The organism is Bradyrhizobium sp. Kon10, assembly GCF_055807395.1.
Window position 1 is genome coordinate 15,068 of the sequence record NZ_JBVVOZ010000015.1, and the last position, 24,268, is coordinate 39,335.

General features: G+C 59.0%; 25 protein-coding genes, 1 tRNA gene and 1 pseudogene. 11 read left to right on the forward strand and 16 right to left on the reverse strand.

What is annotated here, in order from left to right; genetic code table 11:
- Positions 1 to 111 precede the first annotated feature (111 nt).
- Positions 112 to 291, reverse strand: coding sequence for a helix-turn-helix domain-containing protein (locus AC0L2O_RS21110; RefSeq protein WP_473371046.1), 180 nt, complete (start codon positions 289 to 291; stop codon positions 112 to 114).
- 561 nt (positions 292 to 852) lie between these two features.
- Between AC0L2O_RS21110 and AC0L2O_RS21115 the strand changes: the two genes are divergently transcribed.
- The gene (locus tag AC0L2O_RS21115; protein ID WP_473371047.1) at positions 853 to 1,791 is read left to right on the forward strand and encodes a hypothetical protein; all 939 of its coding nucleotides are present in this window, start codon (positions 853 to 855) and stop codon (positions 1,789 to 1,791) included.
- Between the two features lie 1,328 nt (positions 1,792 to 3,119).
- On the opposite strand, the gene AC0L2O_RS21120 is transcribed toward AC0L2O_RS21115, so the two are convergent.
- The 3 genes from AC0L2O_RS21120 to AC0L2O_RS21130 are packed head-to-tail and all read right to left on the reverse strand — an operon-like array spanning position 3,120 to position 3,720.
- Entirely contained in the window at positions 3,120 to 3,359 is a 240-nt protein-coding gene (locus tag AC0L2O_RS21120) for a hypothetical protein (protein WP_473371048.1), read from the reverse strand.
- 2 nt (positions 3,360 to 3,361) lie between these two features.
- Positions 3,362 to 3,550 carry a hypothetical protein gene (locus AC0L2O_RS21125; protein WP_473371049.1) on the reverse strand — a complete coding sequence of 63 codons (189 nt, stop codon included), beginning with the start codon at positions 3,548 to 3,550 and terminating at the stop codon, positions 3,362 to 3,364.
- A 23-nt stretch (positions 3,551 to 3,573) separates the two neighbouring features.
- Complete coding sequence (locus AC0L2O_RS21130; protein WP_473371050.1) at positions 3,574 to 3,720, reverse strand: helix-turn-helix domain-containing protein; 147 nt, start codon at positions 3,718 to 3,720, stop codon at positions 3,574 to 3,576.
- Between the two features lie 824 nt (positions 3,721 to 4,544).
- Between AC0L2O_RS21130 and AC0L2O_RS21135 the strand changes: the two genes are divergently transcribed.
- Positions 4,545 to 4,862, forward strand: coding sequence for a hypothetical protein (locus tag AC0L2O_RS21135; protein ID WP_473371051.1), 318 nt, complete (start codon positions 4,545 to 4,547; stop codon positions 4,860 to 4,862).
- Positions 4,863 to 5,041: 179 nt separating this feature from the next.
- Positions 5,042 to 5,254 carry a hypothetical protein gene (locus AC0L2O_RS21140; protein WP_473371052.1) on the forward strand — a complete coding sequence of 71 codons (213 nt, stop codon included), beginning with the start codon at positions 5,042 to 5,044 and terminating at the stop codon, positions 5,252 to 5,254.
- 1,006 nt (positions 5,255 to 6,260) lie between these two features.
- Here AC0L2O_RS21140 and AC0L2O_RS21145 read toward each other — a convergent pair.
- Both AC0L2O_RS21145 and AC0L2O_RS21150 read right to left on the reverse strand, forming a co-directional pair.
- Positions 6,261 to 6,527, reverse strand: coding sequence for a hypothetical protein (locus AC0L2O_RS21145; RefSeq protein WP_473371053.1), 267 nt, complete (start codon positions 6,525 to 6,527; stop codon positions 6,261 to 6,263).
- A 72-nt stretch (positions 6,528 to 6,599) separates the two neighbouring features.
- The gene (locus tag AC0L2O_RS21150) at positions 6,600 to 6,854 is read right to left on the reverse strand and encodes a helix-turn-helix domain-containing protein (protein ID WP_473371054.1); all 255 of its coding nucleotides are present in this window, start codon (positions 6,852 to 6,854) and stop codon (positions 6,600 to 6,602) included.
- Positions 6,855 to 7,049: 195 nt separating this feature from the next.
- Between AC0L2O_RS21150 and AC0L2O_RS21155 the strand changes: the two genes are divergently transcribed.
- Together AC0L2O_RS21155 and AC0L2O_RS21160 are read left to right on the forward strand one after the other, a co-directional pair.
- Positions 7,050 to 7,352, forward strand: coding sequence for a hypothetical protein (locus AC0L2O_RS21155; RefSeq protein ID WP_473371055.1), 303 nt, complete (start codon positions 7,050 to 7,052; stop codon positions 7,350 to 7,352).
- Between the two features lie 273 nt (positions 7,353 to 7,625).
- The gene (locus AC0L2O_RS21160; RefSeq protein ID WP_473371056.1) at positions 7,626 to 7,853 is read left to right on the forward strand and encodes a hypothetical protein; all 228 of its coding nucleotides are present in this window, start codon (positions 7,626 to 7,628) and stop codon (positions 7,851 to 7,853) included.
- A 773-nt stretch (positions 7,854 to 8,626) separates the two neighbouring features.
- On the opposite strand, the gene AC0L2O_RS21165 is transcribed toward AC0L2O_RS21160, so the two are convergent.
- A complete protein-coding gene (locus tag AC0L2O_RS21165) occupies positions 8,627 to 8,830 on the reverse strand; it encodes a hypothetical protein (protein ID WP_473371057.1) in 204 nt (67 codons plus the stop codon).
- Between the two features lie 537 nt (positions 8,831 to 9,367).
- Between AC0L2O_RS21165 and AC0L2O_RS21170 the strand changes: the two genes are divergently transcribed.
- Positions 9,368 to 9,964 carry a hypothetical protein gene (locus tag AC0L2O_RS21170; RefSeq protein WP_473371058.1) on the forward strand — a complete coding sequence of 199 codons (597 nt, stop codon included), beginning with the start codon at positions 9,368 to 9,370 and terminating at the stop codon, positions 9,962 to 9,964.
- 517 nt (positions 9,965 to 10,481) lie between these two features.
- On the opposite strand, the gene AC0L2O_RS21175 is transcribed toward AC0L2O_RS21170, so the two are convergent.
- Positions 10,482 to 10,751, reverse strand: coding sequence for a helix-turn-helix domain-containing protein (locus tag AC0L2O_RS21175; RefSeq protein ID WP_247442095.1), 270 nt, complete (start codon positions 10,749 to 10,751; stop codon positions 10,482 to 10,484).
- 378 nt (positions 10,752 to 11,129) lie between these two features.
- Here AC0L2O_RS21175 and AC0L2O_RS21180 point away from each other — a divergent pair, with 378 nt between their 5' ends.
- On the forward strand, positions 11,130 to 12,002 hold the full coding sequence (locus AC0L2O_RS21180) for a hypothetical protein (protein ID WP_473371059.1): 873 nt from the start codon (positions 11,130 to 11,132) through the stop codon (positions 12,000 to 12,002).
- Positions 12,003 to 12,393: 391 nt separating this feature from the next.
- Here AC0L2O_RS21180 and AC0L2O_RS21185 read toward each other — a convergent pair whose 3' ends face one another.
- Positions 12,394 to 12,582 (reverse strand): hypothetical protein, encoded by a 189-nt coding sequence (locus AC0L2O_RS21185; protein WP_473371060.1) that lies wholly within the window; start codon positions 12,580 to 12,582, stop codon positions 12,394 to 12,396.
- Positions 12,583 to 13,701: 1,119 nt separating this feature from the next.
- Positions 13,702 to 13,989 (reverse strand): hypothetical protein, encoded by a 288-nt coding sequence (locus tag AC0L2O_RS21190; protein ID WP_473371061.1) that lies wholly within the window; start codon positions 13,987 to 13,989, stop codon positions 13,702 to 13,704.
- Between the two features lie 1,424 nt (positions 13,990 to 15,413).
- Here AC0L2O_RS21190 and AC0L2O_RS21195 point away from each other — a divergent pair.
- Positions 15,414 to 15,554: pseudogene (locus AC0L2O_RS21195) on the forward strand (transposase); the annotation flags it as partial.
- 266 nt (positions 15,555 to 15,820) lie between these two features.
- Positions 15,821 to 16,033 carry a helix-turn-helix domain-containing protein gene (locus AC0L2O_RS21200; protein WP_473371062.1) on the forward strand — a complete coding sequence of 71 codons (213 nt, stop codon included), beginning with the start codon at positions 15,821 to 15,823 and terminating at the stop codon, positions 16,031 to 16,033.
- Positions 16,034 to 16,823: 790 nt separating this feature from the next.
- On the opposite strand, the gene AC0L2O_RS21205 is transcribed toward AC0L2O_RS21200, so the two are convergent.
- The 4 genes from AC0L2O_RS21205 to AC0L2O_RS21220 all read right to left on the reverse strand — a co-directional run bounded on the left by AC0L2O_RS21205 (position 16,824) and on the right by AC0L2O_RS21220 (position 20,413).
- Positions 16,824 to 17,042: a hypothetical protein gene (locus AC0L2O_RS21205; protein ID WP_473371063.1), complete on the reverse strand. Its 219-nt coding sequence runs from the start codon at positions 17,040 to 17,042 to the stop codon at positions 16,824 to 16,826.
- 229 nt (positions 17,043 to 17,271) lie between these two features.
- Positions 17,272 to 17,724, reverse strand: coding sequence for a hypothetical protein (locus AC0L2O_RS21210; protein ID WP_473371064.1), 453 nt, complete (start codon positions 17,722 to 17,724; stop codon positions 17,272 to 17,274).
- A 1,208-nt stretch (positions 17,725 to 18,932) separates the two neighbouring features.
- Positions 18,933 to 20,162 carry a tyrosine-type recombinase/integrase gene (locus tag AC0L2O_RS21215; protein ID WP_473371065.1) on the reverse strand — a complete coding sequence of 410 codons (1,230 nt, stop codon included), beginning with the start codon at positions 20,160 to 20,162 and terminating at the stop codon, positions 18,933 to 18,935.
- A 161-nt stretch (positions 20,163 to 20,323) separates the two neighbouring features.
- Positions 20,324 to 20,413 (reverse strand) — tRNA-Ser (locus tag AC0L2O_RS21220).
- Positions 20,414 to 20,635: 222 nt separating this feature from the next.
- On the opposite strand from AC0L2O_RS21220, the gene AC0L2O_RS21225 reads away from it, so the two are divergent.
- Positions 20,636 to 20,773, forward strand: coding sequence for a hypothetical protein (locus AC0L2O_RS21225; protein ID WP_473371066.1), 138 nt, complete (start codon positions 20,636 to 20,638; stop codon positions 20,771 to 20,773).
- A 138-nt stretch (positions 20,774 to 20,911) separates the two neighbouring features.
- Here the strand turns inward: AC0L2O_RS21225 and AC0L2O_RS21230 are convergent, their stop codons facing one another.
- Both AC0L2O_RS21230 and AC0L2O_RS21235 read right to left on the reverse strand, forming a co-directional pair.
- Positions 20,912 to 21,454 carry a hypothetical protein gene (locus tag AC0L2O_RS21230; protein WP_473371067.1) on the reverse strand — a complete coding sequence of 181 codons (543 nt, stop codon included), beginning with the start codon at positions 21,452 to 21,454 and terminating at the stop codon, positions 20,912 to 20,914.
- A 55-nt stretch (positions 21,455 to 21,509) separates the two neighbouring features.
- Positions 21,510 to 22,148, reverse strand: a complete 639-nt coding sequence (locus AC0L2O_RS21235; RefSeq protein ID WP_473371068.1) for a hypothetical protein — start codon at positions 22,146 to 22,148, stop codon at positions 21,510 to 21,512.
- Between the two features lie 940 nt (positions 22,149 to 23,088).
- Between AC0L2O_RS21235 and AC0L2O_RS21240 the strand changes: the two genes are divergently transcribed.
- Positions 23,089 to 24,171, forward strand: a complete 1,083-nt coding sequence (locus tag AC0L2O_RS21240) for a helix-turn-helix transcriptional regulator (protein ID WP_473371069.1) — start codon at positions 23,089 to 23,091, stop codon at positions 24,169 to 24,171.
- Positions 24,172 to 24,268: the final 97 nt, after the last annotated feature.

The following is a 24,268-nucleotide window of genomic DNA, read 5'->3' on the forward strand; positions in this document are numbered from 1 at the left end:
AATTCTGGATCAAGCTCAAGAGCCGGCCCTGCGGTACACGCGCGGTGAGCCAAACGCACTGGCGGCCATTCTTGACAATCCGGCGTGCGCGCAGGCCGTGTGAAAATGGAGTCAGTCATCCTTGAGGAGGAGATAAGGATCGATCTTTAGGCCGCGGGCTATGCGCGCGATATTGTCGATCGAGACGTTCCGCTCAGATCGTTCAACGCCACTCAAATAGGTCCGGTTAATACCGCACTCATATGCCAAAGCTTCCTGGCTGAGCCCTCGCTTTGCGCGAAGGCGACGCATGTTCTTCGCCAAGACGTCCCGCAGCGGGCCTTTGTGTGTTCGTTTCACCCCTGTGATTTCGACGGAAGAACGCTTTTAAGGCGACCGCTTTTAAGTTACATTCGCTAGTTGCGGGGGAAGAATTCATGCGCTTTGGACGTTTCGCTTTGTCGCTAATGGTCGTGCTATGTGTCGGCTCTTCAGTGGAAGCCCAGGGCGTAGACTTCGATCCCCGCGCCGCTACGTCAAATTTGGCCAGATCGGTGACGGAAGATTACCAGCGGGAAAGGACCCGCCAAATACGCCGAGAGAACGAGGAGGAGCACGCGCCCGCGCTCGACTTTTCGCCGTTCGCAGTGCCAGCTCCTTCCGGGAAAGCTCCAGCAAGCGACGAAGGAATCACGTGCACTACTATCGGTTTGGGCGAGGGGGATAGCGTTACAACGTGCAGGTAGCGGCATGCGTGGTTTGGACCGTCCAGTGAAAAGGCGTGAGAACGCCCGGACTGGGAGCAATCCTCTCGGCTAGGCTCAAGGCGCCGCCGGAGTGCATGGATAACGCGGGAGCGGGAGAGCTGGTGTCGTGGGCGATATAGATGTTGGCTCCTTCATCGCACAATTGCGGCAGCATCTTCCTCATGTCCCACCTATCGCGGCGCGAAGATTAAAAGCCCTACACCGGGTGGGTGACTACGAGGGCATGGTGCGCCTCATCCGGAGGGCCATGAATCTCGACGTCCGTCTTCTGGTGGGCTGGGTAAACAGCGGTGGTCCCAAGGAAATGACTCAAGCTCCGGCGTGGGTCGAGATGCCAGCCAACGTGCCGTTCTACGGCAGCTCTGAGTTTACGAAACTCTCGATTAGAATGTTCCTTCGCAAGGAATTTCTCGAAGCGAACAGCTACGAGAAAGTCGCAATCGCCATTGCGCATGAACTATCGCATGTCGTCCTGGATTCGATCCATCATCCTTTGCGCGAGGAGGAAAAAGCGGTCGACCTTACGGCCATGCTCCTTGGCTTCAGCCGCCTCTACATGGTCGCAGCGCACACCTCGAAAGGCAGCCTCGGATATTTGACTCCATCGGAGCTGAGCGTTGCCGTCCGCGATTTAGTGCCAAAACGTTTCCGCATCGCGCGCGCGCTGTCTGCCTTTGTCCAAAGCTACCCAGGGCCACTGGCTGCAATTGTGATTGCCCTTTCGATTTGGGTAAGCGAAAGGATAAATTCGAAAATTGAGCTTCACAAAATCCTGCAAACTGAAGCCGCCGGCCTGCTGATACCAAAACCAATAAACTCCTACATGACCCTAGTTGGTGCGCAGGTTGGCTTTTTTTCGCTAACGAGGGAGTTCCTGGTCACGCGACCAACTCAGCTCGATTTGGCAGATCGTAAGCAGAAAGTACGCGATGCTGCATGCGCCAAGAGCCGGATAAAGATCGATGCGGGTGCAGTTTATGTCTATGAGTACCGCGACCGATCTGGCTCTCTCATCGGCAGATTCGAAGTTTCGTCATGCCTCTAGCGCGTGAACCTGCGTGCGTCCAATCGTGCTACTCGGAAGCCGCCTTACCATCTCGTGGAAAGTCAATAACTTGCGTCTATGCTTCCTCCCCCACTTCGAAGCGCTGATGTTGTTGTATCCTGTGCGAGCCTTACAGGAGCGCGCACTGTGCTGGGCAGGCTTCATTAATGATCAGAAAATTCGAGCCCGAGTATTACGTCCAACTCTGCGCGCACAGGTACGCTCAGATTTCGGAGAATATTGCGGCAAGCTCGTCAGCTGACCAGATCGCCGAAATGAAGGGTAAGCTCACGCTCATCAAAGAAGCGGCTCTCGAAGAGGCTGAAGCTGAGCGACGACGCAGAATACGGAATCTTCCAAACTTTCTGCGGTGCATCATCGAGCGACGAGGCGCACCGGAGGGGCCATTCGCGAGAGCGGACGCACTTGCCCTGGTTGATTTCTTCGCTGTACCTCCAGCAGGCACACTAGGCTTGCTGTCGAGTTCGCAGATGGAACATCTTGCCGACCAGTGCGACGGATGGGCGTGCACGGCGAATCTAGCGGAGTATGAAGCGGCGCGCCTAAACGGGATGGCAATAGGATTGCGTCGACTGGCAGAATACCTAGGGCCTGTTCACCAACCTCACGAGCCGCCCGAGTCACTTCATGGGCTTTTGGCGGGAAAAGCCTGAGGCAGTAGTGGCTGCGCGCGGCAGTTGCTCTGGGACCTAGCGAGCTTATCCGGTCCGCATCGTCGCATTCAATGCAGTCGAGGGCTGGTCTCCCGACGCGACCAGCGAGGTCGCGGACGAGCTGGCTGCGGATTCCGATTTATTCCGGCCGGGTATTCCGACTTGAAGCCGGCCACCGTTCCGATTTGAAGCTGGCCACGATTCCGAAATGAAACCGGCCGGCATTCCGATTTGAAGCCGGCAGGGGTTTTGGAAGTCGGCGTTTTCGTTTGGGTCAGTCCGGATGGCATCGATCGCGTGCGCAACCAACACCGCTACGCTCACCAAAATGAAAAGCACGGCAACCCAGCTGAGCATGCTGCACCTCCGAACCGCGAAAGTGAGCGCGCGGTCTCTGCACAGTCAAAGCTAGCCTGACTGACGCGCAGACTCCGCGTCAGATTGAGGACTTGCGGCAACAGGTGAACGCTGGTTTTAGCGGCAAACGCCACGAAAAGCAGCGCGCCGACCAGAACGGCCGCGAGAAGTAGCAATAGCATGCTGCAACCCTCGACTCAGGAGAGCATTACAGCGCTTTTTGCGTCATGTAACCGCAGCAGATTTGCTTTTTCCCCAGGCGGAATAGCCGTGTTACCTCATCGCTCGATCGCCCGCTCAATCAGGCCATGATGCAGGTTTGCCGGCAGAGGGCACCCACTCGACCCACTCGCCGGGTTTAAGCTGCAATAGATCAAGTGCTCGCGCACCAACGCCGGCACGAGAAATGATCTCGATCTCGCCAAATCTTGCCACGAGCCGCTTTTCGATCTCGGCATCGTCGTCGAGCGCCATCGTGATCTGCCGCACAACGCCTTTGCAAGCGAAGCAGATGGTATAGCCGGCGACTGTCGACATGGTTAGGTCCCCTTGACACCTTCCGGTGGGCCGGGTGGCGGCAGGCCGAGCTCCTCAGCCCGCTTCTCCGCGAGGCGGCGATATGCAAGGGCCTGTTCGAGGAGCAGGGCTTTGAAGTGTGGGTCCCGCTCATCCGCGGCGAGGTTTTCGAGCGTCACGGCGTGCTGAAGATATTCTGTTAGACGCTTCATTTTGCTGCCGCTCCGCTCACTAGCTAAGCCGCACGGCTCGCCCAAGTAGCCATTGCGGCCTCCGCCGCTGCTGGATCTTGCCTGATGCGATGGATGGTCTGCCGGCTCAGCCCAGTCGCCTGCGCCACGGCCGAGATATGCGAGCCCTGTGCCAGCAAGTCGCGGACCATATCCTTCTCCCCGTCCTCGGCGGAAGTGCAAACGAGAGCAAGTTGAACGCGATCAGGTGAGACCGGCGATTGAGCAGCCGTGACACTCGTGGCGGCATCGTTCTTGTCACGGCAGGTGTCACGGACGTTGCGCGGCTTCTCGAGGAATACTTAGAACCGAGGCCCGGAACAACGAGCGCATTATCTTGGACAGGCTGGTGGAAGTGCTCGAGCGGCCAGATATTCTTATCGCCGTTCATCGGATGCAGCGCGGCTCGTAGGTTCCCCGTTGCCGTGTCCTTGCTGGTCGGCTCGTGCTAGTTCGAGCCAGTCGTCAGCAAGTTTGAGCCACGGCTCTGCATCGATGGGCTGTCGAGCTTGGGCCGCCCGTTCCCTACACAGCTCAGCTAACTGGTGGAATCGTACATTTTCCGACATGGCGAACTGACGCGAATACGCCTACCAACCCGCCTCTACCGTACTCACCTCTCCCCGACACTGTCTGTCGATTACCTGGCATACCGAACATTGGCCGCGCGATAATCGCGAAGTGTGCCAAATAGGCAACGGCTCCGCGCAAATCGGCCATTGCCTACACAGTGATGATCAGTGCGGTCCAGACTGGTCCCGCTCCATGCGCGCGAGCTCGTCGGCGTCGTGCTGATGCCGCCCCATGCGGCGGATCAGACTCCCGATCGCCGATCGTCGTCAAGCCATGGATTGCTGCGATGCCGTGATGGTGGCCCAGACCGAGCCCTTTGCTGCCTACCCCTTCTTAGACGTAGGGTTTTCGACCGTTTGGGCTCATGTTCGGTCCTGAAGGAACTCTGGTCGAGCGCGTTTTCATGGCTCACTCTCCATCCATCGTGCCGCAGAGTGCGGCCAACCACGATGTCTACATTGTGCTTGAGGACTTTGGCGGCCGTCTCGGCCGGGCCTGGTCCGAAACGGCGGAAGAGGACGGCAATCGTGCGACTCTGCTGCGGCACCTGATCGAAGGCCATTACATTCGTCCAGCTCGCATCGTCGCCTTCAACACGACCGAGGGATGGTCGCGCGATGTGACCGCGGATATCGCGGATGAGCTGCGCCGTCGCTTCGTCGAATTCGAGGACCTGGCGCCCTCCATGCTGGAATTCCTTGAGAGAGCGGCGAAGCACTGAGCGACACGGAACGGAGCCCTCACTGAGCTGTTCCTGAGTCGCTGGCTCAAAAGCCGGCGGAGCGGCCCCAGCGATACCCCATCTCCCCTTCAAGGCCGGGGCCGCTCTCCGCCTTGACGTCGAGCTGTCTGAAGAGACAGGGTACTGTCCATTCTTGTATTTTCCTCCGAGGTGTTTCCATGGCCAAAACGAATTGTTTGATTGTCCGGGCCTACGGCAGAAAACTGGATCATCTGCGTGGTGAAGCCTCCCGCATTGCACGGGGAAGCAAGGCCGATTGGTGGGTCGAGCAAGCTGACAAGGGCACGCGATTTTGCTTCGACGATGCTGCGGCCAAGAATTCCTTCGCCTTGATCTGCGAAAACTCCGCCGTCCCGTGCCTCGATGCTTAGGCCCGCCAGCGTGAACCGGGGCTCGCTGCCGGTGAATCGGCGGAAGTAGGCCTTACTCGTCCCAGAAGCGCTTGCCGCAAGCACATTCGAACATGTGGATGATGCCTCCGCTCGCAGCGTCCACCATCGCTCGTACAAGCTTCATTTTTTTGCCGCAGGTTTGGCACGCCCTGCTTGAGTTGTCCTCGATAACGAGAACCTGCTCCGCCCGAAATATTTCCATGATTTCATCCCCCATCCGAGGTGACCGAAGGAGATTACCGGCTTAGTGAAGCTGGGGAAAATGGAAGAAGTGGGCACAAAGCCGGGCGATTGTACGACCGCGCCAGCTATCCTGACATCCTTTTTGAGTACCTCATTAGGAAGAAGCAAGTAGTGGAACGCGCCGATCGTTAATCCTCGTCAAAGCTTGGGCTGAGGTAGTCTCTATGAAGAACTGTTGCTCGTTTGGCACCATTGAACAGAACGGTGATGCCCGTCGTACGAGAGCTTATGTCGACAACGACCCCAGCCTGGCCAGCCAGCTCGGGACATCGAATCGTTCCGAGCTCGCTGAGTTTGACACGGGTGCCGACCGCAATCCCTATTCTTAAATTCATGGTTGGCCTCGCAAAGAGACAGGTCGTAACGAAACTAGAAAGTCTAATAATTGGCGGCTGCCCTTGTTGGTTCCTAGCAGACCGGCTCAGCGGCGGATGCAGGAGACAGGCCTCAGACGAGCAGCACTGAAGGGCGGTGAGCCTGATCGCCTTACCACCCGGCAAACGTCGATCGTGCGATAGCTGACGGAGCACCACCACCCGTAAATTTCCCAGGGTCGGAAGAAAACCCGCCGGCCTGGGAGCCAGCGGGTTCTCTATGCCAATGCGTAGCGCGGTACTCGTCACCAATCCGCGATAATGGATCGTACCGCGCTACCCATTGACGCCAGGTTGCCGCCTCAACCGCCGGCGGTGCGTCATCAGCCGCTGCCGGTCGCGCTTTCGGTGGATCTTGCGACGGCGCTTCATTGGTCACGCTCCGCCAGTATGCGCTTGATCTTGGCCGTCACGATCGCCTGGTCCTCCGGCGAGAGCTGCGCGTACTTGGCCACGATGGTCGCGGTGCTCGCTACAGCCGCCGCCCGCCCGCGGTGCTCGTCGACCATCCTCTTGAGGCCCTTGAGACAGCCCTCGAGCATCCAGTCGAAGCTGATGCGGTGGCGCCGGCACTCGGACTTCGCCGGAGGCACGGACAGGTCGCTCGGATTCGCGCCCTTGAGGATCTGATCCACAGGGAGAGGCGCCGAAGTGCATGTCGCCTATTTTGCTGGTCGATCAATGGTGGCCCCAACGCTTCCGGACCATCAATCTATCGTCAAAAAAACTGGGCACCGGAGAGAGAGAGACTGCTCAGCTAACGAAGAGGCTCTTATTGAGCTCCAGAACAGTCGTCCAGGAGCATCCATGGCCTTACTGAGTCCTCGGGCGATGCGCGCGATATTGTCGAGTGAGATGTTTCGCTCAGACCGCTCGACTCCGCTCAGGCAGGTCCGGTTGATGCCGCACTCATGCGCCAGCGCCTCCTGGCTCAGGCCACGCTCGGCACGCAGGCGGGGCATGTTTCTCGCCAGCACATCCCGGAGCGGTCCCTTGTGAGTCTTTTTCACAACGGGGATACCGCCAAGCGACCGCTTTTAAGGCCACCTCTTTTAAGTTACAATCGTGCGGGGGATTACTAAAGAGTGTGCGGTTGCATGGGCTTGGCTGTACTCGTTTTAGGTCGACGGTGGTGGGCCGTACAGGTCGTCGATCGTATGGGCTTGTTCGCCGGCTCGCGAAGGGCGACGGCGCTGGTCCACCTGCTCATGTGGGCAGCGAATACAAATGCCGTCGAGATGCAAGGTTTCGGCAAGAAAAGGCGTGATCAGATCCTGGGTTGGGCGATTATCATGTTTCATAACCCGACCGCTGCTGAAATGCTCGCCCGAGACGCTCGCGTTTCCAAAGAAGAAGCCCTGTCCCTCCTGCTGACTATGAAGGAAGCTGGGCGGAAACTAGCTGCTGACGAAGGGCTCGAAACGCTCGTCTACATCGCGACTGACTCGGACAATTGGTAAGATCAAGGGAGGTCCGCTGTGACAAACTTGGAACGTACCTGGGCTGGATTGCAGATGGTGATTCCAGGATGCGAGCGGCAGACCCTACCTCGGTCTACCACACGCACCGACGACACAGGCCAAGGACTGCTCGGTTTCTACCAGCCCCCAACCATGTGTGAACAGCTCAATCGACGAGCAGATGCACCGTTGCGGGCGAGTAAGGGCCAGAAGCCACCGCCTCAAACTGGCCTGTTCGGTCTGCAACCTCGCCCACAGTGAGAAGAAAACACCTTGTCCGACCGAAGCGACGCCCACGACTATTTCGCGGAATACCATTCAGCCGTTGAAGCCTATGAGCGCGAACTCAAGCGCGCGTTCGGTTTCGCCTTTTTGCCCGAATTGGACCAGCAAGGGGCAGAGGCGCTTCCCGGATCCGAACTGCGACGTGTCTACGAGATGATGGTTGAGGCAATGAGAGCGCGAGACGAGCGGCACCCACCAGGAACATGGATGGGCTGATATCTGCCCAGCAACTTGAGGCGCCAGATTATGGTTCCCGCCCCGCAGGTCCCACTAAACACTCGGCGCGTCGTAGCTGCCAGCCATGTTGCCGCCGCCCCTAGAGTGTGCATTGTCGCCTCTATCGACCGATGCACCGCCCGGTCGATCGCTCGGTCATCCGTGCGGTGTACCGCTCGGTGCTAGACGATGCCGCGGTCCCAATGCTCGGGTGTCTCACTCGCGTCCTGTCTCATTTCCATGAACAGACGCGGCCGAGTATGGCGCCCGGCGTGCCGGTCCGGCTGACCGGCACCGGCGGGCCACTGCCGGGTCAAGGGCCAAGAAGCGGAGGGGCTGTCGATCAGTGACGCGCGGGAGCTACTCTCAATCGGGTCCCATCCAGGCCGGGCCGGTGGCCTAGCCATTGGTCGCAATCGGCTTGGCCGCCGGGTCAGTGCTTGGGTTGCATGTCTCATCTCCTGTCTCACAGAGGCAAACCGGGCAAACCGAGCGTAAGTTACGGCAATCAGAGCTGGATCGCCCGTCGGCGTTGCGGCGACTGTCTCATGAGACAGGGGTGAGTCAGCGCGGTGACTCACTGTCTCGCGCACGCTTATCCGAGGGTCGCTGGCGAAACGGTCACCGTCGGTTAGTTTGCAGCTGCCGGTCGGACATGGTGATGCGCTCCTTCACGACGCGCGGATCGGGCGGTCGAGCGTTCGGACCAACCGGCTGTTGTTCGTTGCCGGCGACCGATTGGCGAAGCGCTTGCGGAGGGAAGCGGCATCAACTTATTTCGGGTTGGCGGTGACGTTGCAGCGCCCGGTCGAGCCCTTGTACCAGCGCAGGTGCGGGGCGAGCGTCCGCGGCTGGTCTTGGTCGACTAAGCCTGCCACAAAGTTGCCGGTGTCCGTCTGGACCGGCGTCTGTCTGGCCCGTGTCCAGTCGGCAGGCTGTCCGGTGGCGGGATCGGCGCCTTGGCGGTCGCGCGCCATTGCGGGATTCATCGAGCACGGCATAGGCCAGCGCGGTAGGCTCTTGGCCACACATTCGGGGCTGGCCAGTGGGGCGTCTCGTTGCCCGTAGCGCGCGTTGCCAGCCTATTTCCCGGATAAGCGCCGCGCGGCCACGGCGGACGTTCAGATGCCGCCGCGGTTTCGAGGCTCGGGTGTCTCCATAGCCACCGTGTCTCATCTCGTGAGACATCCTGGAGACCGGTGTCGGCCCAGTGACTCACTGTCTCACGCGCCCGGTGTCCGTAACGACATGGTGGATGATGATGCTGGCATCGCGCATCCGACCCGTTCACGTTCTTGAAAAGACGCCTCCTCCACAGCTCTCAGTGCCTCAGCCCCGGCGGATCCGAGATGCCCCCGCAAATGCAATAGCGTGCGGACCGCTTTTGGAGCATCCGGCTCGTCCTCATAGGGTCGCTAACTTAGCACTAAGTTATCGGTTATCTTCGCTATTGACACCGATGCCCTTTTTGTTACGTTACCGATAATGGAACTCTCAGACCAAAAGGATTACCGATGACAATCGCCAAAGAACTGATGGTGGAAGGCGGTCTCCGTCTGCTAGCTGAGGCCGGGCACAAGATCGTAGGCCACGTGGCAGACGCCCACCACAAAGCGACTGTGAAGCGTCTCTCCGACGGCAGCAGCGTTCAGGTCCGGACTTGCAACCTTCCCCAGCTCCCTATGGTCTTCACCGAGAAGGATGTTCGTGCGAACGGCATACCGGACCGACTGGAGGCGGCGCTCAGCTACACATTCGTGCTCGCAGTCATCCGCATTGCACCCAATCGACTGGCCGCGTTTCTGATCCCCTCAGAGATCGTGAAGCAATACGTGCTCGACCAGCTCGCGGCTAGAAGTAAGGATCTTTCACCTCACCTGGATCAGGACATTTGGCAGGAGTATCGACTGCAGGGCTCCATTGAGGCCGATGAATTGGAGATCGAAGAAGCAGACGCCGCGGATAGCGCCGTTGTGAACGCTTCGCTCGGCGCAGAAAGTCCCTCCAGCGCACCATCTTTGCGCGATCGAATCGATTACCACCGCAATAACATAGCGAGGGACGCCGGTGTCACTCCGGACAAAGTGCGCATAGACATTGACTTCAACTAGTCAGCTAACCCCGGGCGCGTTGGTTCACTAAGCCAGAAGCGCCGGAAGAGGCATGGAGGAGCTGCAAGACGTGGAGGTCACGATGTGCGGCCTCCTACCCTCCACCGAACTTAGAGTCATGCAGCGTATCTGCGGTGCCCAGTAGAAGCAAAACGGAATTGTCGGCCAGTTATCGCTTTCAGACGATCGCGGCACGGGCACCCTCTGGAGGGATCGAGAAGTCAGCGCTCTGGCCATAAGGGCATAGCTGCGCCCCTTTCCGCCTTCAGTCTGGAAAAGTCCCATTCTGAAGCTCCTGACGAGGGAGAAGGCCCACTCGGCCTCGCGTACTTGGTTGACCTCCGAACCCTCGTGGAGTTCGCGCGACGTTGGCCCCGCCGCGTCCGCCCGTCGCGCCTTGTGGAGGGGCACACTTGCTCCCCCATTATTCCGTAGAGTGTGCATAGGACGTCGCGCACCTGATCTCCGATTGATAGAAGCGCGCAATCCTATCGATTTCTAACCTCTGGGCAACCGCTCACGTAGAAAACCCCTCTTGAGCACGGCCGCCACGAGCGGACGTGCGATTCTGCCGTCGTGCTTCCTCCTCTTTCAGCCGACGTTCCAAATAGCTCGCGATGCTGCGCCAAGTTATGCGGCGAGAAGATCCTTGAAGATAACTTTCCAGTTCGCCGGCTGCCAAAAGTTCGTAGAGCTTAGCCCTGCCCACCTTCAGCGCAGCCATAGTCTCGTTCACCGTGGCGACGAGCGCCGGAAGGTCCCGCAAATTGTCGAAAGTTTTCTGCATCGTCCGGATCATTCTGTCTGAGTTCTAGTTTCGATGTCTGAAGGTGAGACCTGAGCGACGGGCAATAGGACGACTACCCCCGCTTTGCGCGGAGGTAGTCCCTATGCCCGCCACGATGATGTCCGCATGGAGCCGACCCTCGCTTTAGGGCGATGACCTCGCGATACTGCGGGCCATCATCGGTGCCTACTTGCGGAGCTGTGCATCGCTCCGGCGACCGCCCTCGCACCTTTCGGACCGGGCTTCGTCTTGGTCGCACCCCGCAGTAGACGATGCCCCCCTGAGGGTGGGTGCTGCTGCCGTAATAGCTCCGATCCAGCACCCTCAAGTCAGGAACAATTCGATTCCTTACCTTGCGGGCTGATTATGCGGAGGCTGATGAATGGGCGCGAACAATTACAGCTGCCCGCGCGTGAGAAATCCGATATGCACATCGTGCGATCTAAATTTAAGGCGCACAGGTTCAAAGCGATGGCGCGGAAAAGAAGCAAGTCAGCTAGTGCTTCCAAGACAATTCGGCTTTATCTGCCCAGAGAATGGGTGCGGGGAGGCTTTGATGCCGATCTGCGCTTCGAAATGTATGAAGCACTAAGCAGCGCTAGAATGATTCCGCAGGGTATAATTGAAGCTGTGAGTAGCTGCGCGTACCATTCTGAGGTTGTTTGGCACGTTCCCCCTCAGCTAGGATCTCTCACCCAAGACGGTGACTACGAGATCGATTTCCTTTTAAAGGAAGATGCAGAGAAAGGAGAGCGACTTGCGCAACGGGGTGGACAACCAACGACGACCGGTGAGGCGCTCGCGTTTTTTCTTGCCCAGGAGCTAGAAGCCCTTAGCGGAAACGGAAATGCTCCTGTAAGAACCGGCGGGCTCCTGCCTCCTTCCACGATCGCCTATATCGCATTCGACTTGCTTCAGAGCTACATCGTGGCTCCGCCTGGCCGCTACCTCCAACGTCTCATACAAGGGCTGCTTAAGTTGTCTACTGCAGCGGATGAAGCGATAAGTTCGTACATCTCTCGGGAGAAGGCCGCATATATACTGGCTCAGGCTCCAGACCTACGTTCGAGCTCGATCGCCGACTTGGTTGACGTCAATCGAACAACGGTCTCTCGATGGACTAAAGAACCGAGGTTTCAGGCTCGAGTATCTCAACTGCGCAATTGGATGAAGTCACCGGAATGGACGCAGTTCAGGCAAAAAAACGATCGTTTCGAAATTATTGAAGTACCTCATCAACCTAAACAGTAAAGGCGCTTCGGGGGAGATACTCCCTCCTCCACATTCCGTTGACCCATTAATGCTTTTTGGCGCATCCAGCGAAAACTACGGTTGTAATCCACGGTTCCATCCGAGACAGCGTGGCGCATCTGAAAAGCCTCTCAGCGTTGCGGCGACTGCGCGCGGACGGATCTTGCCATTCCTGCAGCGCTGAAAGAATTTGCGACACAGTCAATCAGGCCGCCGCACCCTTGATATGCGATCCGCAGCAGCGCTGTCGCGAACGGAGTTGTGCCTCACGTCGCGCCCGGTTCGTTCGCCCATGGGCGCATGGTCCGCCGGTGCGGGCGCGCCGCTGCCACAGACGAGCGCGCCAATGCGGATTGCTGCGCGACGTCAACGCCACGCAATTCTACCAACGTCAGCGCTGATGACCGAGGCCGAAACCAAGCTGTGAGGCTTTTACGCGCAACGCGGCGACCGTCCGCTTCAGATCCTTAGACACCACGTCAACCGGTGTCCGAGACTTCGAATGCTTCTTGAGGCCCCGCAGATCAGCGGCAGTCCACTCGCGGCGTATTTGCGTCTTCTTTTTGGCAGTAGGTTTCAACTTATCAGCTCCTCACCATTGTTGAGTCGGCCTGTTAACAACAGCGTCGCCCACTTACAACTTAAACATCGAAATACTCGATAATGCTCACCGTCAATGTAGCGTGGAGCTTACAAGTTGGGCAAGCGAGCTATTTGCTCGCGGAATACGCACGCAATTCGTGGCGCGATCGACAAATCTGGAAGAGCCGCAAGCAAGGCGGCACTCGATACCATCGCGCAAGATGCAGGTGAAAGGCGCGGTGAAGAACCCTTCATCATCAACGCTAATGGCCATCTTCCCTCGGTTTAGGCGAGCGCATGCGTCCAGAGCGGCCGAAGGCTAGTCCTGGACCGGTATCTTGCGCAGAATTGCGTTAAGCCCGGCAGACGTTGCCTGCCATACGCCGCTTTGCATCTCAATCCAGCGTTTTTGCTTGAGTCCTTCAATGGTCGCTCGCCCGACACCAAGCGGGAGTGGCAGGCCGTGGTGAAGGGCCACAATCGCTGTGCGCTCGGGGTGTGTCGGGATGTCTGGCAGCCGAGACCGCAGCCAACTTCGCCGAATTTCTATGCCGAATTCCTCGGCTCTTCGCCGAACAGTCGCTTCACTCCTCTGAAGTTCGGCGGCGATATGCTTGATCAGTTTTCCGTCACTGGCGAGCTGCCGTAGCCGCTCAGTCTCTTCGGACGCCCAAGGTCTCTGCATTGTTCTGAATAAATTTTTGCAATGAAAGTAGTGTTGGTGCTTGAAACAATTATCACCCTAAGCGAGTCGGCTCGCCGGGCCCAGCGTCAACCAGCTCAAAGGTGCAATTGGATGGCAAGAAGGGGCTCCCAGCCACGTTAGCGCGCGCCGCGACATCTTCGAAAACAGGGTAAACCTTGCGATCGAGTCAATCGAGCGGCACTATCGACGGCGAGGAACGCATAAGCTTGCTCGAAACTAGAGGCGGAGAAACGCCCCGGGCTTGCGGGGAGCTCGATGGCCGGGGCCGCTCTGTCGGCTTGGGCAAGCCAGCTATCGCCGCGTGAAGTAATTCGCGGATGGCTTCAAGACGGCCCGGAAGCTGTGCCTTGCGCGCGCCGGCACTCATCCACACCAGAATTGAAGCATCTCCTCGCGCCACTCTCCGCGCGCTCAATCTAAATCGACCAAATACACTGGCAGCCCAGCATCCGCGGATCGCGCAGCCGTCTGCTCTCGGTACCGGTTCTTTTCGTCTGAATTGGCTAGTCGAACGCGCAAGATTGCCAGACCGTCGCAAAGAGGTTTTCCGCCCGATTGCGTCGCGCTGAGTTTGGCGCGTATCCTATTGTCGGCACAGATCGCCTCGGCATCCGAATATTTTCGAGCTGGAAAAGCAATGACCGGCATTCGATCCACCTCGATCGTGAATACCGAGAGCGAAAGCTTGTCGTCGATCATGCCTCGTCCCTAAGCTTCACGCCGTTTTTCGCTGCACGACGGTCATCAGCCGCGGCACGAGCGGCGCCCTTAAAAACCGCTTCGAGGCTCTTAAGCCGCATACCTGGACGAGATATTCCTGTTTGCCGCTTGGGCACGGATGATCGGGACACTCGGGTAACTAACCACAGATCACTGCTGCAGCTGGCGCATTCATATAGCTTCAGCTCGTAGCCTTTGGCCACGGGGAAAATAGCTTTGAGCAGTCGAGCTTGGCTACAAACGGTGCATCCGGCTTCGCCGTTCACGATCGCCCCCGCGAGCAATTTGGCCGCAATAGTCGGAATGAGAACTGAGTCTCGGTTCAAGAGCAATAGCGGCTCACCGGCGGAGGCTGCTTCGATAGGACCCGCCGGTAGTCGTCCGGAGATGTAAGCGCCGGACAATCGAATTACGGTTCTCATTTTTGGGCAGACGGCAATGGCGCGCGGCGATCACACGGACAACGCACCAACCCTCATTTGCAACAGATGTCAGCGGCCGATGGATTTTCTTGCGACGCTGCCGGCAACTGCAAACCGACCCGCCGCTACGCCTACAGGTGTAGGCCGTGCCTGAGAGTTGAAACTGTGGTTCTGGGCTGAGGGAAGGCACCTCGGGCTGGGCTGTGGCGGGCCTTCCCCCAAGCACAAGGCCGAGTATGTCCTCTACAGACCCGTCTCAATCGTGGATCTTGGACTAGATGGACTAAGAAGCAGCGTGCAACCTGATCCGGCTGTCGAGCCTTGCCTCGGCGGACCTTTTGCCCCGCGCAGTGGACGTGCGGACCCCATGCTCGGAGACCGACATGATCAATGCGCGAGCTGTCGGAAAAAGCGCTTGAGCGTGATGAACTTAACCCTCGCCGCATCGACATAACTTTAGGCAATGGATGCTTTGCTGGAAACGGTCACGGCCGCTCCGTGACCGGGCCGCCATGTGCAGAACTAACCTACCCCAGGCGAGGTGCACGGCCGCCACCTGTTACCAATGCCTGCCGTGCAGCGCAAAGGGGCAGCCGTCAAATCAGCGAGGGGATGTCGCAACCACGCCTCATCGCGGTGGCCGAGGTACGCTCCATCGATGGGTATTCGGGATCGAAACTACGGCCCTAGCCATGGCCCTGCAAGTTATAAGGCGGACCGGCACGCGGCTCCATCGCCGGAGCGCCAATTGGCGCGGCTGCGAATGCGCGCACACAAGATCGCTTAACAAACTTCCCTATGCTTTGGTCGAGAACGGCGTGACACTAGTCGATGGCACCGATTTCCACGTCGACAACGTAGGCTGATCCGGCTCGATCTCAACCTCTATCCGACGCATTGGCGCGCCTTCCCGATTGCCGTCTAGTTCTCCGGCGGGTTCAATCCCATCCCAGATGACGCAACGACGCCGCGCCGGGCGCGGTTGTAACAGATATCGCACGCCGGCATGGCTGCCGGCCTCAGCAGGCGCATGACTGGCGGCGCCGGGCGCGTTTAGGTCAACTAGTGCTGCCAGCTACGGTGGGTGCACAAGCTCAGCCCAGCCTGCTTCCGTACTGTTGAGGATCAGTTACCAGTTCGGAAAAGCAATCTTTTTTCAACCGGTTCGAAAGTATTGTCAGAGGATTGATCACGAGGACGCATCTGCTTGGTTCGTGCCCGCCCTAAACGATGTTATGCTCGCCTGGTGGCGTGGATGGTGCGCGATAATCGATTGTCGGAGCCCAGCCCGCTTGCCGGCACCGATGCGGCTCGAACGACCAAACCGAATTCCCGACAAACCGCGGCCGCCAGCGCCGCCGCGCCTTTGAGCATTGCAGGCTTCGCGAATGACGAACAGTCGTACCGTGACCCGTCCTTGGTTGCCCGCCGAAGAGGCGGAGCTGCTCTCCCTCTTCGCCGCAGGCGCCACAGCTGCGGAGGCTGGCGAGCGGCTTGGCCGCACCCGGCAAGCGGTTTACGCACGCTTACAGCGGTTTCAAAAACAGCGTGGGCGAGCGAGTAGAACGAGCGGGCAGCCGTTTGCGCAGTTTTTGAAGTAAACATGTCGCTCCGCCGATCCCGAGTGCGGAGAGCGATGGCCATCCGAGACCGAGACCCGACATGCCGGAATAGAAAAGGCGAGTTCTGGCGGAGCCCGCCGTCCTCTCGTGCTTTTCCTGCACCACAGTATTTAGGAAGACCCATCATTTGATGCGGCGCAAAGCTTAGCGGTAGCGAAGATAGCAATGGCGTGCCGCTTCGGTGGCGCGTCGGGCGGCCCCGGCGCGTCCGCTGCCAGCCCCGGGGCGCCCGGGGTCGTTCCGGGCGCGACGGCTCACCATTAACATATGTATGCGCGGGAACCTGCACCGCGAGGGATGGTGAACGTACCGGGGCTGGCAACCTTTCATTCCGGATTTATTGTGACCCGGTCGGGGCCGCTGTTTAACGCAGCGGCCCTTCACTTTGGGGCCAAACCTGCTCGCGGCCCATTGGGAGCGACCTCTCGTCGCGCAGCAGAGCTTCGAGGCGCGCCCGCCGCCGCGGTGTGGACCATTGTTGATCGGCGGCGAGCAGCCGCTTCGCCGCGCGGTAGCGTAGCGCTATCTCACGTTCATCTTCTCGACGATCGCATAGAGCAGAACGAAAATCGGTAGGAAGACGAAGAACCAAACCGCTACTGGCTCGTTCCGAGATAATTCGCGGTTTGCATCTGTGTCGGTGCCGAACGGCACAGGTGGAAAAGCCCGCTTTGGACGTGAGCGTTTTCCCGCCTGCCCTAGGAGCCGTCGGATCGCTGTTTCGCTGGCGCGCGAAGTGCTTGCCACTCCGTCTTCGTCCGCCATGACGTCACAGCGCGAAGATAAGCTGGTGTTTGCGCACCAATTCAAGGTCGACATAGCCGGCCGGATTGAGCCACTCGTGCGGACAGTAAGCGAGCGAGCTTGCATCGATCTCTAAGCCGCCGCGTCTGATCGCCTCGCGCGTGCCTAGTCGGCCCGCCCATCGCCTTTTTCCGTTTGAACTAGGAAATATCGCGTCGAAGACGGCCGTGTCGTTCTTCGTCATGGCAATTTCCCAAGGTGCTGAAATCAAGCTGCGCGAAATGTACTTAGATTAACGCTCATGCTCTCTCGCCGACAAGTGACAATCGTTTTTGCAGTTGCTCACTGCGGTACCTCTAGATCGGGGTCGACCGCCTTCCTTGTCGCCGTCGCGAGCGAAGCATCTTGTCTTCGTGTGAAGGCGCCGCGCGACCCTCGCGTGCCGATCGCCGGCAGAGGGTGGACTGGATTGATCACGCTCTGTCGGCCATCGCCACGACTTCGATCGTTTTCGGATGGCGCTTCGGCGCTTGCTTCATCCGATCCCTTTTGTCGGCTGCGGCCTTGTTCGGGCGGCCGCCCTTGGGGCGGGAAGGTTTACCCGCTGCGGGTAAACCGTGAAGGTCGCGCTGAACCATTGAAAATCCCACGCCCAACGCGTTCCCGATCGCCTCCATCGTCCATTCTCGTTCGCCATAGAGGTACGCAGCGATGCGCTTGCGATTGTCGGCGGTCATCGCCTTGAAGCCGACGTTTGACGCAATCGCTATCTTCAGGCGCTCCGGTTCGACTTTCGTCCGCAGTCCGTTCCTCTTTTTGGAAACAAGTTGCCCTTCTTCGGAAAGTCTTTTCCCTACGTCTGGCTTGACAGAACGGATTGTGGCCGTAGTGGGCAGTAAGCTTTCGCTTATGCCCGACGTGTCCACAAGCCCTGCCCTCCGGAGGCTCCGCCACGGCGTTTGCGCGCGGCGGTCACCAACGAAATGGCCGGCGGGCATCACTGCCGCCGACCATCGCTTGCGCTACCGTGGCTGGGGGGCTTGATTGGCAGCGCTCCGCAAGCCTGCCGATCGCCGATTAACAACTCGCTAACCAATTCGGGCAGGCTCTGGACCGTTCAACGGCTAGAAATCGGCGAACTTGCGCCGCTATCGCCGGCGGTGCCTCCGGTTAGGCCGCCGGCCGCGCTTGGTTGGCGACGGCAGTGAATGCGGAGGGAAGAGGTCATCCTCGATGAAGACCGTGTCTTCGCAAGTTGGATTTGAGCACTTCCAATGCAGACGGTGAGCGTGCGGTCCGGTGGACGAGTTCATGGCGCGCATTGCTTCGTCGCACTTGGAGCAGCGCTTGCCTATGGGAGCCGCGGCCGTTTCAAATACGGCCTCTAATGCGGGACTGCGCGGCGTCTCTGGTGTGCGGCGTTGATGGAATTCAGCCCGGCGTGCCTCAGCCTTCGCGGCTGCCGCGAGCGCTCTCTGCCTCTGTTCATCGTACTCTCGCCGTCTCCTGGGACTATTCGCGTCCGCAAGGCCCCAGGCCGCAAATCCAACGGCGATGCTGATCAGAATCCACAGTGATCCGGCGTGAGCGACGCCACCATGATAGGAGCATGCTCCTCGTGATCCGATGGAAGGCGAATGCCAGCCGTCCGCGCACGTGGCCGCACCGCTCAATATTCCCGCTATAACGAGGAATTGCGGCCGTAATCCAGCGAAACGACACTGGTGTTATTCATCCTCGCCCTCGCCGTGCACCGTGCTTCCGTCGGCGTTTTGCTCGGTTCTTTGACCTCGGTCAGCGTGACGACCGCCAATCCGGCGGCGTTGCCCGCCCGCGAACTAGCGACGGCGTCCTTCAGGCCGGATTGCGCGAAGTAATTTTGCAGGTTGGAATCGTTGCGGGTGCCCGGACAGCTGCCATGGTGGCGATGGCGAGGGCTCGAAATAAACCTCGTTCATAATCGTTGCATTCGGGGAGCGCTATGATCGCCGCACGGTTCACGACGTGTCCGGCATCCCCTGGCAAAATGAAGGGCAAGGCGGGAGAGGACGTCACTCATCGCGCTGCTCGTAATCAGTATGCCGAACCGATCGGCTGCGGCGGCGCCGGAAGAGTGGACGCGCTCCTTTAAGCTTTACCCTGCCCTGCGATCGTTCATTTGGATCACATTACTGCCCGTGAGGAATGCGGCCCAATCCTTCATCAGGGCTCGCCGCTTTTCCAACTTGTGGCCCCGCTGGTAGGCGGCGGTGGTCTCGGTCTTGTATTTGTGGGCCAGCGCGGCCTCACGCACGCCGTCAGGATAATCGGTACATTCCTCCGCCCAGGTTGCAAACGTCGACCGGAAGCCGTGCACCGTCACGTGTCCGTAGCCGAGACGATCAAGCACCGCCAACATTGCGTTTTCGGAGAATGCTCCGCCATCAGGACTGGTGAAGATCAGTTCGTCTTGTCGTCCATCGCGCAATTCGTCAAGCACCGCGAGTGCAGGTTCGGACAAGGGAACGTAATGGTCCTGGTCCATCTTCATTCGCTCGCTCGGAATTTTCCAGGTCGAGCTTGGCCGATCGATCTCGGACCAACGCCCTTCAAGGGCCTCGTTGGTGCGGCAAGCCGTGAAGATTAGGAAGCGCAACATAGCGGCAGCACTGCCCTGAGCGCTCGCAAGAAGCGCCAAAAATGCCGGTGCTTCGGCATAGGACAAAGCGGGATGATGCCGAACGACTCGCTTGGAACGCTTTGGCAGTTTCTCGCGCATCTGTCGTGTAAGTTCGGCTGCATTGCGGAACTCGGGATCATCGATGTCGACGTTCTTTGCGATGATCGTTTCAATTCGGCCGCGGACGCGGTTCGCAGTCTCCTGCTTCTCCACCCAAATCGGCTCCAGCAGATCGTAGATGTGGCTGGGCTTGATCTCCGGGATCGTCAGTTTGCCGATCGTGGCGTAGGCATAGCGCTTGAGGGAGGACGGCCACTGATCTCGATGCTTCTCACTCCAGATAGACCAGTTCGCCCGGATGTAGGCTTCCGCGCATTCTTCGAAGGTCGGCAGCACCACCTTGGCCAGGACGGCTTTCGCCTCTTCGCGTGCTTCTCGACGTTCCTGGACGATGTCGACCCCGGCCGTGCTGCGATCACCTTTGACGCGCAGCCGTGCCGCATCCCGAGCAAGCCTCGCATCCTTCAGCGACACTTCCTTTAACGAGCCGAGACCATGCCACCGCTCTTTGCCGTCTTTCCAATATCTATAGGACCAGCTTTTCGACGTTGGTCCTGTAACAATCAAGTAGAGGCCGCCGCCGTCGGCGTATTTGCCGGGTTTTGTGAGGCGCTCTACGTCGAGTGGTTTGAGCCGGCCAGCCATTGTTCCTCCCAGTGAATCGTCCTCCGAACCCACGGTCTTCAGCTACGGTCAGCGACCCGATTAGGAAGAACACCGACGAACTGCGAAGTACAGTCTTTCGGCGTAAGCTGCTGAATTTGCTGTGGAGTTCGAACGACCACGAACAGTGGCGAACAGTATACTGGCGGAAGGGGTGGGATTCGAACCCACGGTACCCTTGCGGGCACGCCGGTTTTCAAGACCGGTGCCTTAAACCACTCGGCCACCCTTCCAAGCCGCTGTTATCATTGAGCTTTGCGGCTCTTGTCCGGAGAACGGAGCGATTCATTTCCTTCGCTTTGCTACCGGACGTCGTCGGCGCGCTTGTTTATGGCCGCGAGCAGCACTCCGTCAACAGCCGCCTCGCTTCCCTTGCATGTTCAGCCCAGATGGGAACAAATATCCGTCGTGATCGCAATGCTGGAGTGCCCAAGGCGCTCCTGGACTATTTTTGGATGAGCCTTCGGACGCGAGCATGTGGCTGGCGTTTGACGCCCGCCGCGGCCGCTCTTGGCTTCCTTCTCGCGGATGTCGCCTTGGTCGGTCTCTGCTTGGTGCTCGATCACGGCAAGCTGCTCGTCGCCGAGATCTAAGGGACGCCAGCGGAGCGCTGTGATCTCACCGCGGCGCAAGCCATATGGGCAGGCCGGCACTAGCTAGACAAATAGGCGGCGCTCCCGTGCCGCATCGACGATCGACGGCTTGAGCGGCTTTTGTGCATCGGTACGTATTTATTGAAGTCCCGCTCGACTTTCTTCCAGACATCGGGTGCGCGTCTTATCCAACACTTCGCTGATATCATTGCCCAGTGCGCGAGGAAGGCTACAATCTGACGAAGCACTTCGCTCAGAATATATCTGATCACAAGTCGCCTTTGCGGTGCCCTGCGCCAGACAGTCCTTGTGATCTTTGGCTGTTTTTTCTGAAATCCGCCTGCACGCCTGTGTCCAATTGGCAGAATAATTGGCTTCCGCATTGCTAACACAAGTTCGATATCGACGTTGAACCGCTTCTCTTGCGGCGGCCTGCCGCTCGTCTGCTTCCTGTTTCTCAGCAGCAGATCGGGCTTCAGTCTCTTGCCGCGCAGCCGTAAGTCTGGCTTGTTCCGCCTGTCTCGCGTACTCGGCCCGCGCCGCTTCTAACTTTCTATCACGATCGTGCTGAGCATCACGAGCTGGCAGATAAGCGGAATAATAATAGCCAACGCTTCCTGATGCTCCCAGCAGCGATATCGCAAGACAAATCTTTAGAAAATTGTCGACCGCTCCAGCCATCTGTTTCCCCCGGCGTAGTTTCCGGCAACCGCAGGGCGAGCGCAAGGGGGCGCTGTCAGTCAGCCTCGTAGCCGAGGCGGTGAGGCGTGAGTGCCCAGCCGTTGGGCGCTCCTTCAACCCCAGTGATCATCAATCGGAATACGAACGTTCGAGCGTGGCCAAATGCATCTTTGTAGTTTGCACCGCCCCAAATGAAGACCGCTCTTTCTCGATTTCGAATGTGCTCGAGTTCGCCTGGCTGCCAAACAGCGTAGTGGTTTACCCATGAGCTCGTATTAGGCGCGATAATCGACTTTCCGGTCCTTTCTGACTCCGGACGCGGCGGGCCGAATGGAATCTCGTCAAGGCCACGAATTTGGGGCGACATGATCCACGTGGTGAAGTCGTAACCTGGCGTAGTCCCTCCGTTCTTGAACTCGATCTGCACCTGATATCCGGGCTGATGATCTACCGTGGCGTGTACCATTCCCCCGCCAACCAGGGAGACGTATGCCCGCAACTGCCGTTCGGCATTTTGATCAGCGCCCCTCACTAGCCTCCACGTGGCGTACCAGAGGCCGAAGGTCGCGAATGAAAGAAGCCATTCTCCGGCCTTCATTCCGAGCGGCTCGTTCCAAAACCCGTTGTGTTCTGGAAGATAGATCAGCGGAAGTGCGACGAAGATCCACACTGCGACTGCGAACAGAGCGATCAATCCAACTTTATTCTCACGCACACCGTCCCCCCGGTCGACCGTCAATGCAGGCCGCCATACCATCACGATTCGTGGGACTCGGATTAGAGAAAGGGTGGTCCCCACAGCGGGGATGGACTTTTAGCCAAATCAGTGATGGGACGTCCGTGGGCTTGGAAACCCGGACCTCGAATACCCGCAATCCATCTAAGGATCCGCTTCGCCCGCCCTTTTGCCGAACACCAGCTAGCTCCGAAGCCCATCGATCTCGACCAGATACCCTTCGACGGCTTCGGCCCGCGCAATCTCGCGGCGCTCCGTTCCTGCTCCTGGTGATACGCTTTCGCACCCTCCGGTTCTCTGGCTTTGTGATGGCATCCAAACGTGGCGCCGGCGAGAGTCAAATTACCAATGGCTTGGGCGTTGGCATCCAACCAAGCCCGCGACACCTCCTGGCGTTCCTGCCGTCAACGGTTCTCGATTGGTCAACCTGCACGTGCAGCGTTGAAGCAAAGACAATCAGGCCAGTCTCGCAGACCGGCAGTTGTCCTACGGATACTGACGCCGCCTTGGGGCTGATGCCAAATCGGCTGTTCTTTCCGGGGATAGACGCGAGGACGCCGCTAGCAGCGTTCGGTCGTTTGCTACTGCCTCTGGATGATGTCGCGCGGCATAGCGGGGTCGGCCGGCTGCGGTGCCGCTTCCGTGCTCGCCTTGCGGGGCCTTGAAACTAGGTAAGCGAGACAGGTGAAGGCGCGCGCAACCGCAAACTAGCCTCGAAAATTTCGCGAACATCGAACCTTGGCGATTAAGCGTTGCAACGTCCGCGAACTTTCAACACAATCACCCCCGCGCCTCATATTGCCAGGCCTGCGGCGCGGCGAGCCTTTATTTCCGTCCTCGTCGCGCAAAATCCAGCACAGCTTGACCTTAGTACGCCATAACATAGAGCGGTAAATCCATGGAAGCTGAGCTGATCGACCGGATCTACGAGTGCGGCTTCGTGCCGGAGCTCTGGCCGCAAGTCTTACGAGATACCTCGAAAATATCCGAATCCGCTGGCGGCTCCCTGTTCGTCACCAATCCCGAAGTGACGGCCTGGACGGCTTCGAAAAACACTCGCGACATAGCTGGCCGCTTCGTCGCCGACGGCTGGTATTGGCGCGGTCGGGTTATGTCGCTCATTCATAAAAGTCGCCATCCGGGCTTCCTTCGCGAAGTTGATCTGTTTTTGCCAGGCGAACTGGATGAGGAACCGATTTTTCGCGACAGCTGGCGCAAGATGGGCCTTGGCTGGGGTGCGGCGACAGCTTTTGCGCTACCGACTGGCGAGACCCTTGCGATCGTCTTGTCTCGCACCATCGCCCAAGGGCCTGCCGACGCTGCCACCATTCAAAGGCTCGATATGCTGCGACCGCATCTCGCCCGCACGGCTGTGATGGCGGCACGCTTGCACCTCGAGCGCGCGCAGGCCGCAAGCCAGGCACTGGCGGCGCTTGGTCTAGCGGCGCTGGTGCTGGACGAGGCCGGCAAAGTCCTCGCCGCCAATGCTTTGGTCGAAGGCATGGCCAATCTCGTGCATTGGCGGTCGGCCGACCGGGTGACGCTGAAAGATCGTCGCGCCGACGAAATGCTCACGGAGGCGGTGGCGCGAATCGCGCTGAACGACAATGGCGGTGTTCGTTCGTTTCCGGTCCGGGATGCGGTCACAGATGCCTTGATGGTCGGTCACGTCGTGCCGATTCGCTATTCCGCGCGCGATATCTTCGCCCGCAGCACCGCCGTGTTCGTCCTGATGCCGGTCGCCGCGCCAACCTCGCCGCCGGTGGAGCTGGTGATGTCGCTGTTCGATCTCACGCCGGCCGAAGCCCGTGTCGCCCGGGGCCTTGCGGCCGGGAAAACGGTGGATGACCTCGCTGGCGACAACGGCGTGTCGCCGAACACCGTTCGTGTGCAAGTTCGTGGCGTGCTGGAGAAAACAGGCTGCCAGCGCCAAACCGACGTTGTCGCCTTGCTCGGCGGGATTTCCCCGATTCGCGGCTAACGCCCGCCGGCAACCGAATTGTCGGGCCCATAATTAGAATTGATGATGAAGGCAAGACAACCGCCGCCTACCAATCTGCCCAGGCAGAGTCGGGCAT

Excerpts from the sequence above, each read along its gene's own strand:
- AC0L2O_RS21110 (WP_473371046.1), bottom strand. The coding sequence starts at position 291 with ATGCGTCGCCTTCGCGCAAAGCGAGGGCTCAGCCAGGAAGCTTTGGCA.
- AC0L2O_RS21120 (WP_473371048.1), bottom strand. The coding sequence starts at position 3,359 with ATGTCGACAGTCGCCGGCTATACCATCTGCTTCGCTTGCAAAGGCGTT.
- AC0L2O_RS21125 (WP_473371049.1), bottom strand. The coding sequence starts at position 3,550 with ATGAAGCGTCTAACAGAATATCTTCAGCACGCCGTGACGCTCGAAAAC.
- AC0L2O_RS21130 (WP_473371050.1), bottom strand. The coding sequence starts at position 3,720 with ATGGTCCGCGACTTGCTGGCACAGGGCTCGCATATCTCGGCCGTGGCG.
- AC0L2O_RS21135 (WP_473371051.1), top strand. The coding sequence starts at position 4,545 with ATGGCTCACTCTCCATCCATCGTGCCGCAGAGTGCGGCCAACCACGAT.
- AC0L2O_RS21140 (WP_473371052.1), top strand. The coding sequence starts at position 5,042 with ATGGCCAAAACGAATTGTTTGATTGTCCGGGCCTACGGCAGAAAACTG.
- AC0L2O_RS21150 (WP_473371054.1), bottom strand. The coding sequence starts at position 6,854 with ATGCCCCGCCTGCGTGCCGAGCGTGGCCTGAGCCAGGAGGCGCTGGCG.
- AC0L2O_RS21155 (WP_473371055.1), top strand. The coding sequence starts at position 7,050 with ATGGGCTTGTTCGCCGGCTCGCGAAGGGCGACGGCGCTGGTCCACCTG.
- AC0L2O_RS21165 (WP_473371057.1), bottom strand. The coding sequence starts at position 8,830 with ATGGCGCGCGACCGCCAAGGCGCCGATCCCGCCACCGGACAGCCTGCC.
- AC0L2O_RS21170 (WP_473371058.1), top strand. The coding sequence starts at position 9,368 with ATGACAATCGCCAAAGAACTGATGGTGGAAGGCGGTCTCCGTCTGCTA.
- AC0L2O_RS21175 (WP_247442095.1), bottom strand. The coding sequence starts at position 10,751 with ATGCAGAAAACTTTCGACAATTTGCGGGACCTTCCGGCGCTCGTCGCC.
- AC0L2O_RS21180 (WP_473371059.1), top strand. The coding sequence starts at position 11,130 with ATGAATGGGCGCGAACAATTACAGCTGCCCGCGCGTGAGAAATCCGAT.
- AC0L2O_RS21190 (WP_473371061.1), bottom strand. The coding sequence starts at position 13,989 with ATGATCGACGACAAGCTTTCGCTCTCGGTATTCACGATCGAGGTGGAT.
- AC0L2O_RS21200 (WP_473371062.1), top strand. The coding sequence starts at position 15,821 with ATGACGAACAGTCGTACCGTGACCCGTCCTTGGTTGCCCGCCGAAGAG.
- AC0L2O_RS21205 (WP_473371063.1), bottom strand. The coding sequence starts at position 17,042 with ATGACGAAGAACGACACGGCCGTCTTCGACGCGATATTTCCTAGTTCA.
- AC0L2O_RS21215 (WP_473371065.1), bottom strand. The coding sequence starts at position 20,162 with ATGGCTGGCCGGCTCAAACCACTCGACGTAGAGCGCCTCACAAAACCC.
- AC0L2O_RS21225 (WP_473371066.1), top strand. The coding sequence starts at position 20,636 with ATGAGCCTTCGGACGCGAGCATGTGGCTGGCGTTTGACGCCCGCCGCG.
- AC0L2O_RS21230 (WP_473371067.1), bottom strand. The coding sequence starts at position 21,454 with ATGGCTGGAGCGGTCGACAATTTTCTAAAGATTTGTCTTGCGATATCG.
- AC0L2O_RS21240 (WP_473371069.1), top strand. The coding sequence starts at position 23,089 with ATGGAAGCTGAGCTGATCGACCGGATCTACGAGTGCGGCTTCGTGCCG.